Raw genomic sequence first — 15,381 nt, 5'->3', positions numbered from 1 at the left:
ACCCTAAGTACCTTCTTGCCATATGTTAACACAATTAACAGATTCTTGGAAGTCCCTCGCCATACATTGGCCCAACCACGCGCTTTCCGCCAATTTTAGTCCTGACGATGACATTAATATTATCGGCAGATTCTTTGCCTTTTTTAACCTCGCCAATAACGGTAGCATTTTCGCCGTATTTAGACTCTTTTATGAGCAAAAGAGCTTTCTCTGCGTCATCTTTATGGACAGAGATTACCATTTTGCCTTCATTACCCATATAGATAGGGTTAAGACCAAGGATTCCACAAAAATCCTTAACCGAAGGAGAAACAGGAATATCTGTTTCAGATAGCTCTATCTGGCACTTTGATGCTGATGCAAATTCATTAAGTACTGTGCCAAGGCCTCCTCTTGTGACATCTCTCATGGCATGGACCCTAAGTCCGTTATCCATAAGCTTTCTTGTCATCTCTACAAGAGGTGCATTATCAGAAATAATGTCGTTTTCAATTCCCATCCTGGTACCGAGAATTGCTGCGTGGTGATCTCCAAGATTACCTGAAACAATGATCTTATCACCATCCTCTAAGTGTGAAGGACCTGGCGCATCGATACCTTCAGGGATAAAACCTACTCCTGAAGTGTTTATGATAAGACCTGAAACATCGCTATGCTTTTCAACAACCTTGGTATCTCCTGTTACAACTACAACGCCAGCTTCCCTTGCAGTTTCAGCCATTGATGCAATGACCTTATCAAGGATCTCCATATCAAGGCCTTCTTCAAGGATGCATCCACAGGTAATGTACTTGGGAACAGCGCCGCTCATAAGAAGATCATTCACCGTTCCGCAAACAGAAAGTCTTCCGATATCTCCCCCTGGGAAAATAACAGGAGTTACTACAAAACTGTCTGTGGTTATGGCAAGCCTTCCAGCACCCGGAACTACTGCAGAGTCCGAAAGCTCAGAAAGGTATTCATTATTAAAATACTTGGAAAATACTTCTTCAATAAGCCTGGAAGTCGACTCTCCGCCACTTCCATGAGCCATGGTTATCTTCATTTTTTATCTCCCGGAAATAAAGTAGTTATAGCAGCTGCCCTCTGTTGATACCATGCAGGCTCCATGTGCATTATCTGGAGTACATTTTTTTCCAAATAATGGACATTCATGAGGGCTTATAGCGCCAACAAGAACGCTTGCACATCTGCAGCCAGCAGGTTCATGATCTTCATCAAGACCATAGCTGCCAGCATCGAATTGCCTGTACTCAGGTTTAAGTGCCATTCCAGAGCCAGGTATCTTCCCCATTCCTCTCCATGAGGAGTCAGAAACTTCAAAGTATTTTGCAACCTTTTCTTTTGCAGAGAGATTGCCTTCCTCTGAAACAGCTGATTTATAAAGGTTTTTATAGCCACCCTTCCCAGCCATCTTAAGTAGTGCATATATGGTCATAAGGAGCTGTTCACCCTCAAATCCGGAAACTACAAAGGGGATTCCCAGCTCTTTTGACAGATCATTAAAGATTCCTCCACCAGTAACAGCAGCCACATGACCAGGTGCGATAAAGCCATCGATATTACCCGCATTTTTCACAACCCATCTGATAACTTCTGGCATGGTCTTAAGGGATGTAAGGATCTTAATATTCTTAAGTCTCAGCTTTTCGGCTTCTTCTATAAGCAGGGCGTATACAGGAGTTGTAGTCTCAAACCCGATAGCTGCAAAGACAAAGTTTGTATCTGGATTGTCCTTTGCAAGCTTAATGGAATCCATTGGAGAATAAACCATTCTCACATTGCCGCCTCTTGCCTTGGCATCAGCCAGGGACCCGTCAGTTCCCTTAACTCTTATAAGATCTCCAAAGGTAAGAACACAGGTTTTTTCAGTCAGCGAAAGCTCGATAAGCGTATCAATCACAGCTGTAACAGTCACGCAGACTGGACATCCAGGCCCTGATATGAGCTTTATCTTATCTGAGAGCATGGATGGGATACCGTTTTCTGAAATAGCTGCCGTGTGGGTACCACAGACCTCCATTAGACGGATTTCCCTGCCGTCATAGTTTTTCAGTTCTTCAATTATCTTATCTAACGCAGGATTACTCATCTGTCAGCCTAAATCCTCGATTTCTTTATAAAGCTCTTCCATTTCATTTGCCATATCTTCATCCATTGTCTGAATGATACAGCCGGCATGTACAAGAACCTTATCGCCAATCTTGACGTTAACAAGACCCGCCTCAGCATTTACGATATTACCGCTAAAATCCACAGTGGCTTTGGTTCCATCAAGTTTAATTACTGTTCCTGGTATTGCAACACACATATCTTTATTCCTTTTCAAACATCAGACCATAGTAAGCCTGTCCAACAGATATTCCGCCATCTCCCAGGGGAACATCCTTATTCCAAAATACTTCAAAGCCCATATCCATCAAAGCTTCTGTAGCCTTGGATAGTATGAGTCTATTATTAAACACTCCGCCTGATAAGCATACTTTATTTTCTAAGTACTTCTCTTTTGCCATGGCGCAGCCTTTAGTGATAAGTCTGACAACAGCCATATGAAAGCCATATGCTATCTCTTTGGCAGAGTAATTACCGCCATTTACGCAATTATATATCTCGGAAAAGAGCTTTATCTGGTCTGCGGTAAATCCCTCTTTAGTAATATTAATATCAAAATCAAATTCCGGGTACTGCCCAATAGGTTTAGTCTCTACAAATTCCCATGCTGCATTTTCCAGCCTGATGGCACATTCTCCCTCATAGGAATTGTAATCACAGATCCCAAGAAATGCACTTATCGCATCAAACAAACGCCCCATGCTTGAGCACTCAAAGGTCTGAACCTTGTTATCAAGAGCCGCAAAAAGAAGTTTATCTTCTGAAAAGCTCTGTAAATTATCTTTTGAGATCAGCCCCTGCACAGCAGCCTTATGAAGGTAACATTTGCTGATAAGCCTGGCATCTTTGGATGCATTATCTCCACCTGTCATAGTGACATATGACAGATGACCAGCCCTTGCTGCCTCAGCTTTGTTACAGTAAGTAAATTCGCCGCCCCAGACAGCTCCGTCAATCCCATAGCCAGTTCCGTCAAAGGATACTCCGATTGCACTTTCAAGTCCGTTTTCAGCCATTACACTGTAGGTGTGTGCAAAATGGTGCTGTAGAAAAATAAGCTCTATGCCATCAGCTTTAGCCTTATCTTTGGCCATTTGCGATGATACATAGGATGGATGCTTATCACATACATATAATGATGGTACCTGTTTGAATATGTCTTTATACTGCCCTGTAAGCGCCTTGTAATTTACTGCGCAGCTGTAATCTTCCAGATCACCAATGTACTGGGAAGGCAGTATCTTGTCATTGTGTCCAAAAGCAAAGGTACTCTTTAAGTCGCCGCCAAATGCAAATACAACATTCCCATGCCTTGTCTCTGCCTTATCTATTATGACTGGAAGTGGTACATAACCTCTGCTTCTTCTTATGAACTGCGGATATTCTCCGTATTTGTTTGAGATAACAAACATTACAGAGTCATCCATAGGCATATTGATGTTTCTCTCATGGAAAAGAACTCCATCAACATTGGACTCTCTATCTGAATGATCTTTAAAAAATCCTAAGACAAAGTCCTTATCGTCAATAATTATAGGTTCATCGGACTTATTGGCACTAGTCACAATAAGTGGCCCAAGTTCTTTGGTAAGAAGGCTGTGAATTCCTGCAGAAGGAAGGAAAGCTCCAATATATCTGCTTCCTCTTACAACCTCATCGTCAAGATCATTTTTCTTTTGTAAAAGAACTATTGGTCTTCCTGAAGAAACAAGAAGTTCCTCTTCCAGATCACTTACACATGCATATTCTCTAACACTTTCAATATCAGAAAACATTATGGCAAAGGGTTTGCTTTCTCTGCCCTTTATAGCCCTTAAACGCCTTGCTGGTTCTCTTTCTGGTTTACATACAAGCTGATAACCAGAAACGCCTTTAAGGCCTAAAATTCCACCATTTTTAAGGATGTCTATAGCTTCGACAACAGCCTCGTCTCTATTCTTCCGAACAGCCTCTCCATAAACAGACCAATGATCCAGTATCATCTGTGGACCACAGTCATGGCATGAAATAGTCTGAGCATATCTTCGTCTTCCTTGTGCATATTCAGCCTGACAGGATGGGCACATTGAAAAGCTGTCCATTGTTGTAGTTTGCCTGTCATAGGGAAGAGAATTTAAAATGCTCATTCTTGGACCGCATATTGCGCAGCTGATAAGAGGATACCTGTATCTCCTGTCATCCTTATCAAACAGTTCTCTCTTACAGTCATCACATATACCAATATCCGGCAAAAACACCGGGATATCAGAAGAAAGATCTATTTCACTGCTGTCGATTATGGAAAAATCCAGGCTATACTTCTGATATTCAGATGGAATAGACTGAAGCTCTTTTTCATTAACAGATAAAATAAAGGCGCCTTCTGGTTTCTTGGAATTAATGCAGGAAATAAAAGCTTTTAGATCAGATTCCTTACCAATAGCAAGAATCTGAACCAAAGCCCCCATGTTCTTAACAAATCCCGCAATATTGAATTCCTTTGCCATACAAGCAATAAAGGGGCGATAACCAACACCCTGTACCGCCCCTTTAACCGTTATTTCTTTTATCATTCCTTGTTCTGATCCTGATTAGCAGGTGCTGCAGGAGTTGGCTGAGCCTGTGCTGCAGGCGAAGGTGCGGCTGCTGGTGCTGCCTGACCACCCTGCGCTGCTGCGGCTGCCTTTGCTGCGGCTGCAGCTGCTGCACGCTCTTTAGCTGCCTTCATAAGTGCTTCCTGAGCAGCTATAGCCTTCTCTGACTGCTTAAAGGTCTTTGTGATCTTCTCAGTACCTGGCTCCTGGAACCTGAGTCCCATTGAAAGTGACTTCTTAGGGCAGTTATCAACGCAGGATCTGCACTGAATACAGCTCATAGGTCTGATTGACCAGGTTTTTTCATTTTTATCTACAGTAATGGCATGTGTAGGACATTTGATAGAGCAAAGACCGCACAGAATGCAAAGGTCCATATCGTTCTCAACGTGTCCCCTGGTGCCAGCTGGATACTCTTTTTCAGCCTTTCTTGTCTTAGGCTTAGAAATAAGATTATGTAATACAGTTTTATTAAAACTTACGATTGCCATCTTAAAACTCCTTCTTATCTTACAGTCAATTTGTTATCTCTCAGTACAGCTGATACATGGGTCAATTGTAAGTACAAGAATTGGCACATCAGCAAGGTCACAACCCTTAAGAGTTTCAACAAGACCAGAAAGATTAGCAAATGTGGGAGTGCGGACTCTCATTCTGTCAATAAACTTACTTCCGTTAGCCTTAACGTAGTAAATAGCTTCACCACGAGGCTGCTCTATTCTCATAACGTATTCGCCGTTTGGCATTCCCTTAACAGGAACATCAATATCACCAGCAGGCATCTTATCAATGCACTGACGGATAATATCAAATGCCTGGAAGATTTCCTTGATACGGCACTCGGTTCTTGCGTATGAATCACCATCATTGCTGATGATAGGCTCAAATTCCACATCGCCATATGCGCAGTAACCTGTTGTACGGATATCTCTTGCTATTCCGCTGGCACGAAGGAATGGTCCGGCACATCCAAGAGCATCTGCCTGCTCTGCTGTAAGAATTCCTACTCCGCGAAGTCTTGTCTGAACAGCCATATCATTAAGGAATGGCTTAGCGATGGTCTTAAGCTGCTCTTCCATCTTATTGATCCTCTGATAGAAGTCCTTAAGCATCTCATCAGGTACATCTCTTCTGATTCCGCCAACCTTCATAACTGAAAAGATTACTCGGCCACCAGTTGAAGCCTCGAACATATCAAGAGCTTCTTCACGAAGTCTCCAGCATTCCATATTAAGGCTCTCAAAACCGAAAGCATCTGCTAAAAGACCAAGCCACAGGAGGTGTGAATGTACTCTTGAAAGCTCTGACCAGATTGTTCTAAGGTATTTAGCTCTTGAAGGTACATCAATGTCCATGATGTGCTCAACTGCCTCAGAGTAACCAAGGCCATGACCTAAAGAGCAGATACCGCAGATACGCTCAGCTACATATACCATTTCATTGAAATCTTTTTTATCTACCAGCTTCTCAAGACCTCTGTGGATAAAGCCGATGGAAGGAATTGCTTCTACAACCTTCTCATCCTCCATAACAAGGTCAAGGTGGATTGGTTCTGGGAGAACCGGGTGCTGGGGTCCAAATGGAATTACACTTCTAGTTGACATTTCTTCCCTCCGATTATTTAAATGGTGTCTCTATAGCTGTGCGATAGAGCTTACCCTCAAAGTCAATGTTGATCATCTTGATCTGTACTCCGAACAGATCGTGCATCTCGTTCTCATAGATAAAAGCACATGGAAAAATGCTAGTGATACTTGAGATCTCCTGGTCCTCAGGAAGTGTCATCTTAAGATTCTTCATCTCCAGATCCTTGCCAAAGGTATAAATGAGTTCATATGCATCTGGAACTCTTGTGGCACACTGCTGGATAAGATGGTAGCCTGCAAATTTAAGCTTCTGAGACTCATCAATGATGCTCTCAGGATTAACATTTATAAATTCTGTATTCATTATGCATTGTCCCCTTTCTCAGCAGCTGGTGCAGGTGCTGTAGCTGGTGCTGCAGCAGGAGCTGGCTTAGGAGCAGCGGCTGCAGGTACAGGTGGCTTACTTGAAGCCTTGATCTTCTCCTCTGCCTGCTGGCGAAGAGCTTCTTCAGTAAGAACTGCATCATACTGGTTACTTGGATCATAATCATCAGCAGTCATATGAATAGCCATCTTGCTGTAGTCTACTGAACAGTATCCCTGCTTCAATGACTCTTTTAACTTCTTTCTCTTTTCCTCAAGAAGTCCAACTGCCTTAACCACGCCCTCAATAAGAGCTTCAGGTCTTACAGCACATCCAGGAACATAAACGTCAACAGGAACAACCTTGTCAGCGCCGCCTAAGATGTTGTAGCACTCCTTGAAAATTCCACCATCGCAAGCACAGATTCCGCATGCAACTACTACCTTAGGATCTGGCATCATATTGTAAAGCTGTCTTACAACAGGAGCTGTCTGAGCATTGATACCTCCTGTAAGAAGCAGTACGTCTGCATGCTTAGGATTACCTGTATTAATGATTCCAAATCTCTCAACATCATACATTGGAGTCATTGTCGCAAGAACTTCGATATCACAGCCATTACAGCTGGATCCATCATAATGTAACACCCATGGTGATTTAGCAATATTCATTGATCAATATCCCTTCCATTTTACTTAAGTACATTAAGAATCAGCAAATTGGTTCCCGCAAATACAAGGATTACAGCCCATGTTACCTTGAGCATTGTAATATACTTAACTCGTGGGAATATATTATCAATAAGTGTCTCAATGAAGAATACTACAATTACGGCAATTAAAGCCCATATCCTGCTGATTGGGTTAGCTGTAATAAAGAACATTCCTACAATACCCATCATAAGGATTGTGTCATACCACTCAGCGATCTCTACAAATGCCAGGTTGTTACCTGAAAGGTCTGTTGTAAGACCCTTAACCATCTCCTGGTGCATGTGGTGAGAAGTACTAAGGTCAAATGGTGACTTGCGAAGCTTGATTATAAGGATAAATACGAATCCAATAAAGAAGCCTGGAAGCTGGATGATCGCGGGTGTTTCTGCTTTGACAAGGTCTGAAACCATGAAGCTTCCCTGTGCGTAGTAAAAACCGATAGCAACAAGAAGTGTCATTGGCTCATAGCACATCATCTGGAGAAGTTCTCTCTGGGCACCCATGATACTGTAAGGTCCATTGGTTGAGAAAGCTGCCATAACCATAAGAACTTCTGACATTGAAAGAGCAAAAAATACAAGGAGCATATCTCCGCCGCCAAAGAACAGGCATCCAGTGAATACTGTCATAATAAGGTATCCTGTGACAAATAGAACCTGAATACTGTTAACAACGGTGGTCTGCTTGTGAAGGAGCTTATTGACATCGTAGAAAGGCTGGATGATTGGTGGCCCCTGCCTTCCCTGCATACGTGCAGCAAAGAGTCTGTCAGTTCCTGATAAAAGTCCGCCAAGGAGCGGTGCTAATACTAAATAAAGAACAGCTTTAATAATAAAATTGATTTCCATCAGATAGCACCTCCTACTACTACGATAAGCATTACTGCCACAAGTACAGCTGCTACCCAAACGCAAGGAGAAAGAAGTTTATCCTCGCCAAAGAAGTCTCTCATGTACCAGTTTGACATGTAAAGAGCTCTCTCTTTTCCAAAAGAATCAATGTAATGTCTGTCATCACCAGCATTTACACCGGCAACATAAGACATTGTCATCTTGGATTTCTTACCAATTGAAAGGAATCTTGATCCAATAGGGATCATAAATACCATAGCTACCATGATCATCATGATGATGACATCAGAACCACCGATAACATCAGGGATGTTAGTATGGAATGCCTCATCAAGAATAGGCTGGATCATGTTGCCTGACATCCAAGGGAATGCAAAGCACATGATGATAATAAGTGAAGTAAGTGGGAAAATTGAAACCATCTCACTTCTTGGTGTAATGTCTTCAAGCTCGAAGGACTGATGGATTACTGTACAGATCTTGCCAAGCCACTTTGCCCAATAGAAAAGTGTGCTTCCTGAACCAAATACAAGGAAAAGAACAAGCCATACAGAACCTGAATCTACGAATGATTTAAGAGCTGCCCACTTGGAAACAAGCATACCAAATGGAGCAAGGAACATACCGCAGATACCAATGATCATAATAAATGCAAGTCTTGGAAGCTTGATGATAAGACCGTGCATATCCTCGATGTCACGGCTGTGCATGCAGTTCTCAATATCACCAACTGTCTGGAACAGAAGTGACTTGGATACAGCATGGAAAAGAACAAGCATTACAGCCGCCCAGACACCCTCAGGTGTACCAGTACCAGCGCAGGCTGTAATAAGACCAAGGTTTGAAATTGTTGAATAAGCAAGAACCTTTTTGCCATCGCTTACTGTGATAGCAAGAAGTGATGCTGTAAAGAATGTAAATCCACCAATGACAGTGATCATAACACCTGTCAGTGTGCCATACATTATAGGTGAAAGTCTGATCAGCATATAAACACCGATCTTAACCATTGTAGCTGAGTGAAGAAGCGCACTTGATGGTGTAGGTGCAACCATGGCGCCAAGAAGCCATCTTGAGAATGGGAACTGTGCGCTCTTGGTAAGAGCTGCAAATGCAAATAATGTAACAGGTACAATAACAAGCTCATTACCGCCCTCTGTTACCTGGCTTAAGTTAGAGATGCCAAGACCGAGGTTGCAGATCATTAGACCAGCAGCAAAACCGCATCCACCAAGAAGGTTCATCCAAAGAGCTCTAAAGGAGTTATTAACAGCCTCCTGAGTTCTTGTATAACCGATCATAAGGAATGAACATACTGATGTGATCTCCCAGAAGAAATAGATCCAGGAAAGTGAATCAGATGAAATAAGTCCAAACATTGCTCCAAGGAATACAAACATAAGAGCAATAAAGTAATTGGATCTGTCCTGCACATCTGTGTGATGATGATGGTAATCCTTCATATAACCTGAAGCATAGATACAGATAAGGATACCTACAACACCTACAATCAGGTACATAACAGCTGCAAAGGTATCAATTCTCACATGAGCATTGCCCTCTACTGCTCTGCCTGTAAGATCCATCCAGAGAACAGGAATTGTTCCTGCCAGTGAAAAGATGATCGCATAGTATTTCTTGTACTTGATTGAAAGGAAGCATACTAAAAGCATAAGGAATACCTCGCCGCAAACAGCGATAGTATCAGAAATATGTGTATGCTCAAGATAAACGAACTGCGATGGATCTCCTGAAATAAGTACATTGACAGCAACATAAATAGCGCTGGCCATGATTGTAAAACCACCAAGCATGATAACTGCGCTTCTAAGAGGACTAGCCTCTTTTAAAATGAAGATAAGTGCTGCCATGATAAAGGGAAATAGGATTAGAAAATTTACTACACTTAAAATTGGAATAGACAAGGTGTTTCGCCCCTTTCACATAAAATCTCACAACTACCTATGAGTTTTTCATAAATTTATCAACAGCTTCATTGAGATCAGCAATTGCCTTCTCATCGCCGTCCTGAACAGCATGAACAATACAGTGACTCATGTGTTCCTTAAGTATTTCTTTTCCGCAGTTATTGATAGCGGAGCGAACAGCTGCTAGCTGTATCAGGACTTCAGTGCAGTCCCTGTCATCTTCAACCATCTTTTTGACTGACTCAAGATGACCAATAGCCTTTGAAAGCCTGTTAGTTATGGCCTTCATGTGCTCCGGATCATGGTGGTGATGGTGATGACCATGCCCGTGATCCAGGCTCTCATCATGATCATGAGAACTCATAAAAAAACCTCCAAAAATAAAGTGCGTCCCCTTGTTAATTTTTTGACTTTGCAGAGCAAAGAAAGAAAAGTCACAGAAAACGCACATCTGACCGAATATCATTATATATCATGTGAAAAAAAAATCAATAAAGATTATCTAACATTTCCAATAATCTTATATAAAAGCTTATAGAGTAATCTGTACTCTTCTTCAGTAAGTTTGACACATGATCCCATTGCAGGTGGAATAGACAAAGCTTTATCCTTGAGTTTCTCGCCCTCAGGGGTTATGGATACCACAAGATTTCTCTCATCTTCACTGGATCTCTCCCTTGTGATATATCCCTTGGACTCAAGCTTTTTAAGAACAGGTGTAAGTGTACCAGAATCAAGATATAAACACTCTCCCAGTGTCTTAACATTGACGGTCTTCTTCTCCCAGAGAACCATCATTGCAATATACTGGGTATATGTAAGATCAATATCATCCAAATATGGCTTATATTTCCTGATAATCTCCTTAGAACATGCATAGAGCGGGAAACATAACTGATTACCAAGCTTTAATGAATCATATTTTTCTTGTTTTTCCATTACAAAATACTCCTGAATTGAATTTTATGCTATTTATTATAACACAAAATAATAATGTGGTTAAATTATTACTTTATTTTTGATTAAAAAATTTTTGCAGTCTGTCTTCCACCGCTGTAAATATCATGGTCAGATATCTCATAAACGGCTCTGTCGCAATCGCAAACAGGACAAACAACATAACGCATTCTACAGATACATAGCTGATAGAGAACAGGTCATGGAAGAATATCGCTCCAACTATCATGCCAACTATACATCCGATGATAATACGAAGGCTGTAGCCATTAAGAGGCGCGCAGATATTGGCCAGAATGATAAATCCTACAATCGCAAGAAGAAATGTAGCTGCAACGGACACATCTTCTGCTGAAACCCCAAAGGTATTTCCAAATATAACAAGGGCTGCTATGGCAAAAAAGTCTGTCAGCGCCGCAGGCATTGCTTTCAAAAGAACCTTTACAAGGAAATTCCCTTCAATTCGCCTGTTATTTGGCTCCATAGCAAGGAAAAATCCCGGAATTCCAATATTTACAAGGCTGACCATAGTTATCTGTGATGGCTGAAGCGGGTATGTCAGTACATTTATAATCGAAAAGACAGCTAATAGCAGTGAGAAAATGTTCTTAACCAGGAACAAAGTGGCTGTTCTCTCAATATTGTTAATGTTCCTGCGACCCTCTCCAACTATCTTAGGCATCTTTGAAAAATCAGAGTCCATAAGAACCACCTGTGCAGCCTGAACTGCAGCTTCTGAACCAGCGGCCATAGCTATGGAACAGTCGGCATCTTTCATGGCAAGGATGTCATTAACACCATCTCCTGTCATGGCAACTGTATGGCCATCTTTTTTTAGAGCTCTGATGATCTTCTGTTTCTGCTCTGGAGACACTCGTCCAAATACAGTGTATCTTCTTACTGCTTCTCTGATGTCTTCTTCTTCCAAAGTGCTGGCATCCACAAATCTGTCAGCATTTTCAATTCCGGCATTTTTGGCAACTTCAGATACCGTAAGCGGATTATCACCAGAGATAACCTTTACATCTACACCCTGTTTCCTGAAGTAGCTAAAGGTTGCAGGAGCAGCTTCCCTGATAGGATTCTGTAAAAGAATGAACACAAGCGGCACAGTTTTTGCGCCTTCCAGAGAATGATCAGGAACATCTACAGAGATATTCTCAGCATTCTCATCAATTATCTGTGTTCCATCTGCGCCGCCAAAGTAGCTGGCAAAGCACAAAACTCTAAGTCCCCTGCTTGCGTAATATGTTATAAGCTCCTGATACTCAGCTATATTATCTCTAAGAACGAACTCAGGAGCACCCAATACATATGTACCGTCAGTGAACTGAACAGCGCTGTATTTGTATTTTGATGAAAACGAATGGAATGATACACAGGTTCTACTATTTCTGATAGGGAAATAGTCCTCAAGAGCATGCATTGTAATATTGTCATCAGGCACACATCCAATGTAATCTGCAATGAGGTTTTCATAATAGTTCATTGCTTCTGGGTCCTTGGTTCCATCAGCAAGAACTGCATCAGCAACAAGCATACTGTTGTCAGTTATAGTTCCGGTTTTATCAACGCATATAGTATCAACTCTTGCAAGTGATTCAATACTCCTCATGTCGTGAAGCATTACCTTCTGCTTGGCAAGTCTGATAGTGCTAAGACCAAGGGTGATACTAAGAAGAAGATACAATCCTTCAGGTATCATTCCAATCAGAGCAGCCACCATGGAAGGAATGCTCTCTGCAAAGGAATTGCCCTGAATATAAAAGCTCTGAACGAAAAGAGCTATTCCAATAGGGATAATAATAAGACCAGCAAATGCAACAATCTTATTGATAGACTTGACCATCTCGGACTGTTCAGAAGAGGGCATCTTCTTGGCTTTTAGCATAAGTTTTGAAATGTATGAGTCCATTCCAACACTTGTAAGCTTTGCAAGACACTTACCGGATACCACAAAGCTTCCAGACATAAGCTCAGATCCGCTCTTTTTAACGATCTCATCAGCTTCTCCAGTAAGCAGAGCTTCATTTACTGCAACTTCGCCTTCAACAACCACAGCATCAGCACAGATCTGACTACCGGCAGATAATACGATCACATCTCCAAGAACCAGTTTATCAAGAGGAACTATTCTCTCATCGCCGTCCCTTATGGCTATGGCTGAGGATTGATTCAGTACTTTCAGTTTATCAAGAACATTTTTCGCCTTGATTCCCTGAAAAATACCAATCAGAGCATTACAAATAATAACCGGAAGGAAGGTAAGTGAGTTCCAGGCTCCCGATATAACAAGAAGCACGGCCATGATAAAGAAGATCAAGTTGAAGTATGTAAAAATGTTCTCCCTGATAATATCCTTAGTGGTCTTGCCAATATTCTCAATTTGTACATTGCCCTTACCCTGGTCATAAAGAGCTTTCGCCTCTGCCTGAGTAAGCCCTACATTTGTATAATCCATATTATTTCACATTGTGATTCATGTTTTTGATAGGAATATTTGCGTAAAGCGCAGGTAATGTCTTACCTGTATTGTCTTCTGCATCCATCTGGGTGAAATTGATATCGATTCCATCCATATCAATTTCAGCATATTTTGATAATACTTCTATGATGTCACTTCTGATTCTCTGCATAAGCTCTGGTGAGCAGCTGGCTCTGTCAGAAACAAGGACGAGCTTGAGGCGGTCTTTAGCGACATCACTAGATGATTTCTTTTTGAAAATATCAGTAATCTTCACCTTAAAGTCCCCCTATTATTTCTTGCGAAGCCATGAGAAAAGTCCCTTTTTAGAATCAAGATCTAAAAATGGTACGTTTTCACCTGTCACTCTTCTGCAGATATTCATATATGCCTGACCAGCCAGTGAGTTATCGCCAACTAAAGGCTCACCATTATTGGTAGCCACAACGATGTTCTCATCATCTGGAACCTGTCCGATAAGTTCAACAGCAAGGATATCAACTACATCCTCTGCAGACATCATATCGCCTCTCTTTATCATATCAGGACGAAGTCTGTTTACGATAAGCTGAGGATTTTTGATCTCGTTAGCCTCTAAAAGACCGATGATCCTGTCAGCATCTCTAACAGCAGAAACCTCAGGTGTTGTTACAACTAAAGCTCTGTCCGCACCAGCGATGGCATTTTTAAAGCCCTGCTCAATTCCTGCCGGGCAGTCAAGTATGATGTAGTCAAACTCTTCCTTGAGCTCATCTGTAAGCTTCTTCATCTGCTCAGGTGTTACACTGGTCTTATCCTTGGTCTGTGCAGCAGGAAGAAGGAAAAGGCTCTCGTACTTTTTGTCCTTGATAAGTGCCTGATTTCTCTTACAATTTCCCTCAATAACGTCTACAAGATTGTAAACAATCCTGTTTTCAAGACCCATAACTACATCAAGATTTCTAAGTCCTATATCTGTATCAATAAGAACTACCTTTTTATTAAGCTTGGCAAGTCCAGTACCAAGGTTGGCTGTTGTTGTGGTCTTGCCAACTCCACCCTTGCCTGATGTTACAACTATTACTTCTCCCATATTTTCCTCCTGAAAATTAGATTTTATAGAATTGTCTCAAAAATGAGGTGCCATAGCTGGTCTTGACTATATGACCATTTTCTATATAAGCAACCTCAGGTACATTACCTGCATCTTTAAGAAGTTTCTTTCTCTTGACCTTGATCTTATTGCCTTTTTCCGCATCTGGAGATATTGCAATTGTCTCAGCTATCCTGATCTGGATCGGGTCAAGTTCAAGAGCCATGATCACGCTCTTTCTGTCTCCTGAAGCCCCAGCAAATGCATTGCCCCTTAGTTCCCCAAGTATAAAAATACTTCCAAAGGATGTGACATTTGCTCCTGGCTTAACATCTCCGAGAATAACTATGCTCTTTTCGCTGGAAATGTCCTGTCCGGATCTGAGATTACCCTTGTAAATAAGGGCAGTGTCCTCTGTAATTCCTTCAATAGCCTGTGAAACAACTTCACCAGCTATAACAGGCTGCTCTTCTTTTCCCATTTTACGGGCAAATACTCTCTCAAGGTCAGATTCTTCGTCAATAATGCAGGAAATCGTAAGATCAGAGTTTTTTTCGATGATCCTTACAACTTCATCAGTCTCTGCATCAGAAAGATCTCTTCCCCTGATCAGAAGTCCCATATTGTTTTTCCCAAGGAATGATGCTGCTTCCCCAAACTTTTCAGCAATTGACTTAGATAGAGATTCAAAAGATGGCTCCGAATCCAAAACCAAAATGATTCCGGACTTGGTACCTTTAATAGTAACTGCTTGTTCCAAT

General features: G+C 41.6%; 16 protein-coding genes. All 16 read right to left on the bottom strand.

All coding sequences use genetic code 11. The features are described from left to right. Nucleotides 1–34: 34 nt before the first annotated feature. The 16 genes from hypE to D6855_RS03310 all read right to left on the bottom strand — a co-directional run bounded on the left by hypE (nucleotide 35) and on the right by D6855_RS03310 (nucleotide 15,380). Nucleotides 35–1,045: a hydrogenase expression/formation protein HypE gene (gene hypE / locus D6855_RS03385; RefSeq protein ID WP_120738009.1), complete on the bottom strand. Its 1,011-nt coding sequence runs from the start codon at nucleotides 1,043–1,045 to the stop codon at nucleotides 35–37. Between the two features lie 3 nt (nucleotides 1,046–1,048). After that, nucleotides 1,049–2,092 carry a hydrogenase formation protein HypD gene (hypD, locus tag D6855_RS03380; RefSeq protein ID WP_120738007.1) on the bottom strand — a complete coding sequence of 348 codons (1,044 nt, stop codon included), beginning with the start codon at nucleotides 2,090–2,092 and terminating at the stop codon, nucleotides 1,049–1,051. Between the two features lie 3 nt (nucleotides 2,093–2,095). Next, entirely contained in the window at nucleotides 2,096–2,311 is a 216-nt protein-coding gene (locus D6855_RS03375) for a HypC/HybG/HupF family hydrogenase formation chaperone (protein ID WP_120738004.1), read from the bottom strand. A 4-nt stretch (nucleotides 2,312–2,315) separates the two neighbouring features. Next, nucleotides 2,316–4,664 carry a carbamoyltransferase HypF gene (hypF, locus tag D6855_RS03370; protein WP_120738002.1) on the bottom strand — a complete coding sequence of 783 codons (2,349 nt, stop codon included), beginning with the start codon at nucleotides 4,662–4,664 and terminating at the stop codon, nucleotides 2,316–2,318. After that, nucleotides 4,661–5,176, bottom strand: a complete 516-nt coding sequence (locus D6855_RS03365; protein ID WP_120738000.1) for a 4Fe-4S dicluster domain-containing protein — start codon at nucleotides 5,174–5,176, stop codon at nucleotides 4,661–4,663. The genes hypF and D6855_RS03365 overlap by 4 nt, the downstream gene beginning before the upstream one ends. Before the next feature lie 33 nt (nucleotides 5,177–5,209). Next, entirely contained in the window at nucleotides 5,210–6,289 is a 1,080-nt protein-coding gene (locus D6855_RS03360; RefSeq protein WP_120737998.1) for a hydrogenase large subunit, read from the bottom strand. Nucleotides 6,290–6,302: 13 nt separating this feature from the next. Then, the gene (locus D6855_RS03355) at nucleotides 6,303–6,635 is read right to left on the bottom strand and encodes an NADH-quinone oxidoreductase subunit C (RefSeq protein WP_120737996.1); all 333 of its coding nucleotides are present in this window, start codon (nucleotides 6,633–6,635) and stop codon (nucleotides 6,303–6,305) included. After that, entirely contained in the window at nucleotides 6,635–7,306 is a 672-nt protein-coding gene (locus D6855_RS17065) for an NADH-quinone oxidoreductase subunit B family protein (RefSeq protein WP_120737994.1), read from the bottom strand. The genes D6855_RS03355 and D6855_RS17065 overlap by 1 nt, the downstream gene beginning before the upstream one ends. A gap of 20 nt (nucleotides 7,307–7,326) precedes the next feature. Then, nucleotides 7,327–8,196, bottom strand: coding sequence for a respiratory chain complex I subunit 1 family protein (locus D6855_RS03345; RefSeq protein ID WP_120737992.1), 870 nt, complete (start codon nucleotides 8,194–8,196; stop codon nucleotides 7,327–7,329). Next, nucleotides 8,196–10,124: an NADH-quinone oxidoreductase subunit 5 family protein gene (locus D6855_RS03340; RefSeq protein WP_120737990.1), complete on the bottom strand. Its 1,929-nt coding sequence runs from the start codon at nucleotides 10,122–10,124 to the stop codon at nucleotides 8,196–8,198. Before D6855_RS03340 ends, D6855_RS03345 begins: the two co-directional genes overlap by 1 nt. Before the next feature lie 37 nt (nucleotides 10,125–10,161). Then, on the bottom strand, nucleotides 10,162–10,491 hold the full coding sequence (locus tag D6855_RS03335; protein WP_120737988.1) for a metal-sensing transcriptional repressor: 330 nt from the start codon (nucleotides 10,489–10,491) through the stop codon (nucleotides 10,162–10,164). Between the two features lie 134 nt (nucleotides 10,492–10,625). Further along, nucleotides 10,626–11,066: a MarR family winged helix-turn-helix transcriptional regulator gene (locus D6855_RS03330; protein WP_120737986.1), complete on the bottom strand. Its 441-nt coding sequence runs from the start codon at nucleotides 11,064–11,066 to the stop codon at nucleotides 10,626–10,628. Nucleotides 11,067–11,139: 73 nt separating this feature from the next. Next, the gene (locus D6855_RS03325) at nucleotides 11,140–13,545 is read right to left on the bottom strand and encodes an HAD-IC family P-type ATPase (RefSeq protein WP_120737984.1); all 2,406 of its coding nucleotides are present in this window, start codon (nucleotides 13,543–13,545) and stop codon (nucleotides 11,140–11,142) included. Between the two features lies 1 nt (nucleotide 13,546). After that, complete coding sequence (minE, locus tag D6855_RS03320; RefSeq protein ID WP_120737982.1) at nucleotides 13,547–13,825, bottom strand: cell division topological specificity factor MinE; 279 nt, start codon at nucleotides 13,823–13,825, stop codon at nucleotides 13,547–13,549. Between the two features lie 15 nt (nucleotides 13,826–13,840). Next, entirely contained in the window at nucleotides 13,841–14,620 is a 780-nt protein-coding gene (gene minD, locus D6855_RS03315) for a septum site-determining protein MinD (protein WP_120737980.1), read from the bottom strand. Nucleotides 14,621–14,636: 16 nt separating this feature from the next. After that, nucleotides 14,637–15,380 carry a septum site-determining protein MinC gene (locus tag D6855_RS03310; protein WP_147368116.1) on the bottom strand — a complete coding sequence of 248 codons (744 nt, stop codon included), beginning with the start codon at nucleotides 15,378–15,380 and terminating at the stop codon, nucleotides 14,637–14,639. Nucleotide 15,381 lies beyond the last annotated feature (1 nt).

Source organism: Butyrivibrio sp. CB08 (genome assembly GCF_003625485.1).
Taxonomy (GTDB): domain Bacteria; phylum Bacillota; class Clostridia; order Lachnospirales; family Lachnospiraceae; genus Butyrivibrio.
The sequence above is the reverse complement of the archived record's forward strand: the minus strand, read 5'-3'. Positions and strand labels throughout refer to the sequence as shown.

Coding starts and splice junctions, on each gene's coding strand:
- D6855_RS17065 (WP_120737994.1), bottom strand. CDS start 7,306: ATGAATATTGCTAAATCACCATGGGTGTTACATTATGATGGATCCAGC.
- D6855_RS03365 (WP_120738000.1), bottom strand. CDS start 5,176: ATGGCAATCGTAAGTTTTAATAAAACTGTATTACATAATCTTATTTCT.
- D6855_RS03335 (WP_120737988.1), bottom strand. CDS start 10,491: ATGAGTTCTCATGATCATGATGAGAGCCTGGATCACGGGCATGGTCAT.
- D6855_RS03355 (WP_120737996.1), bottom strand. CDS start 6,635: ATGAATACAGAATTTATAAATGTTAATCCTGAGAGCATCATTGATGAG.
- minD (WP_120737980.1), bottom strand. CDS start 14,620: ATGGGAGAAGTAATAGTTGTAACATCAGGCAAGGGTGGAGTTGGCAAG.
- D6855_RS03360 (WP_120737998.1), bottom strand. CDS start 6,289: ATGTCAACTAGAAGTGTAATTCCATTTGGACCCCAGCACCCGGTTCTC.
- hypE (WP_120738009.1), bottom strand. CDS start 1,045: ATGAAGATAACCATGGCTCATGGAAGTGGCGGAGAGTCGACTTCCAGG.
- D6855_RS03325 (WP_120737984.1), bottom strand. CDS start 13,545: ATGGATTATACAAATGTAGGGCTTACTCAGGCAGAGGCGAAAGCTCTT.
- D6855_RS03345 (WP_120737992.1), bottom strand. CDS start 8,196: ATGGAAATCAATTTTATTATTAAAGCTGTTCTTTATTTAGTATTAGCA.
- D6855_RS03330 (WP_120737986.1), bottom strand. CDS start 11,066: ATGGAAAAACAAGAAAAATATGATTCATTAAAGCTTGGTAATCAGTTA.
- hypD (WP_120738007.1), bottom strand. CDS start 2,092: ATGAGTAATCCTGCGTTAGATAAGATAATTGAAGAACTGAAAAACTAT.
- hypF (WP_120738002.1), bottom strand. CDS start 4,664: ATGATAAAAGAAATAACGGTTAAAGGGGCGGTACAGGGTGTTGGTTAT.
- D6855_RS03375 (WP_120738004.1), bottom strand. CDS start 2,311: ATGTGTGTTGCAATACCAGGAACAGTAATTAAACTTGATGGAACCAAA.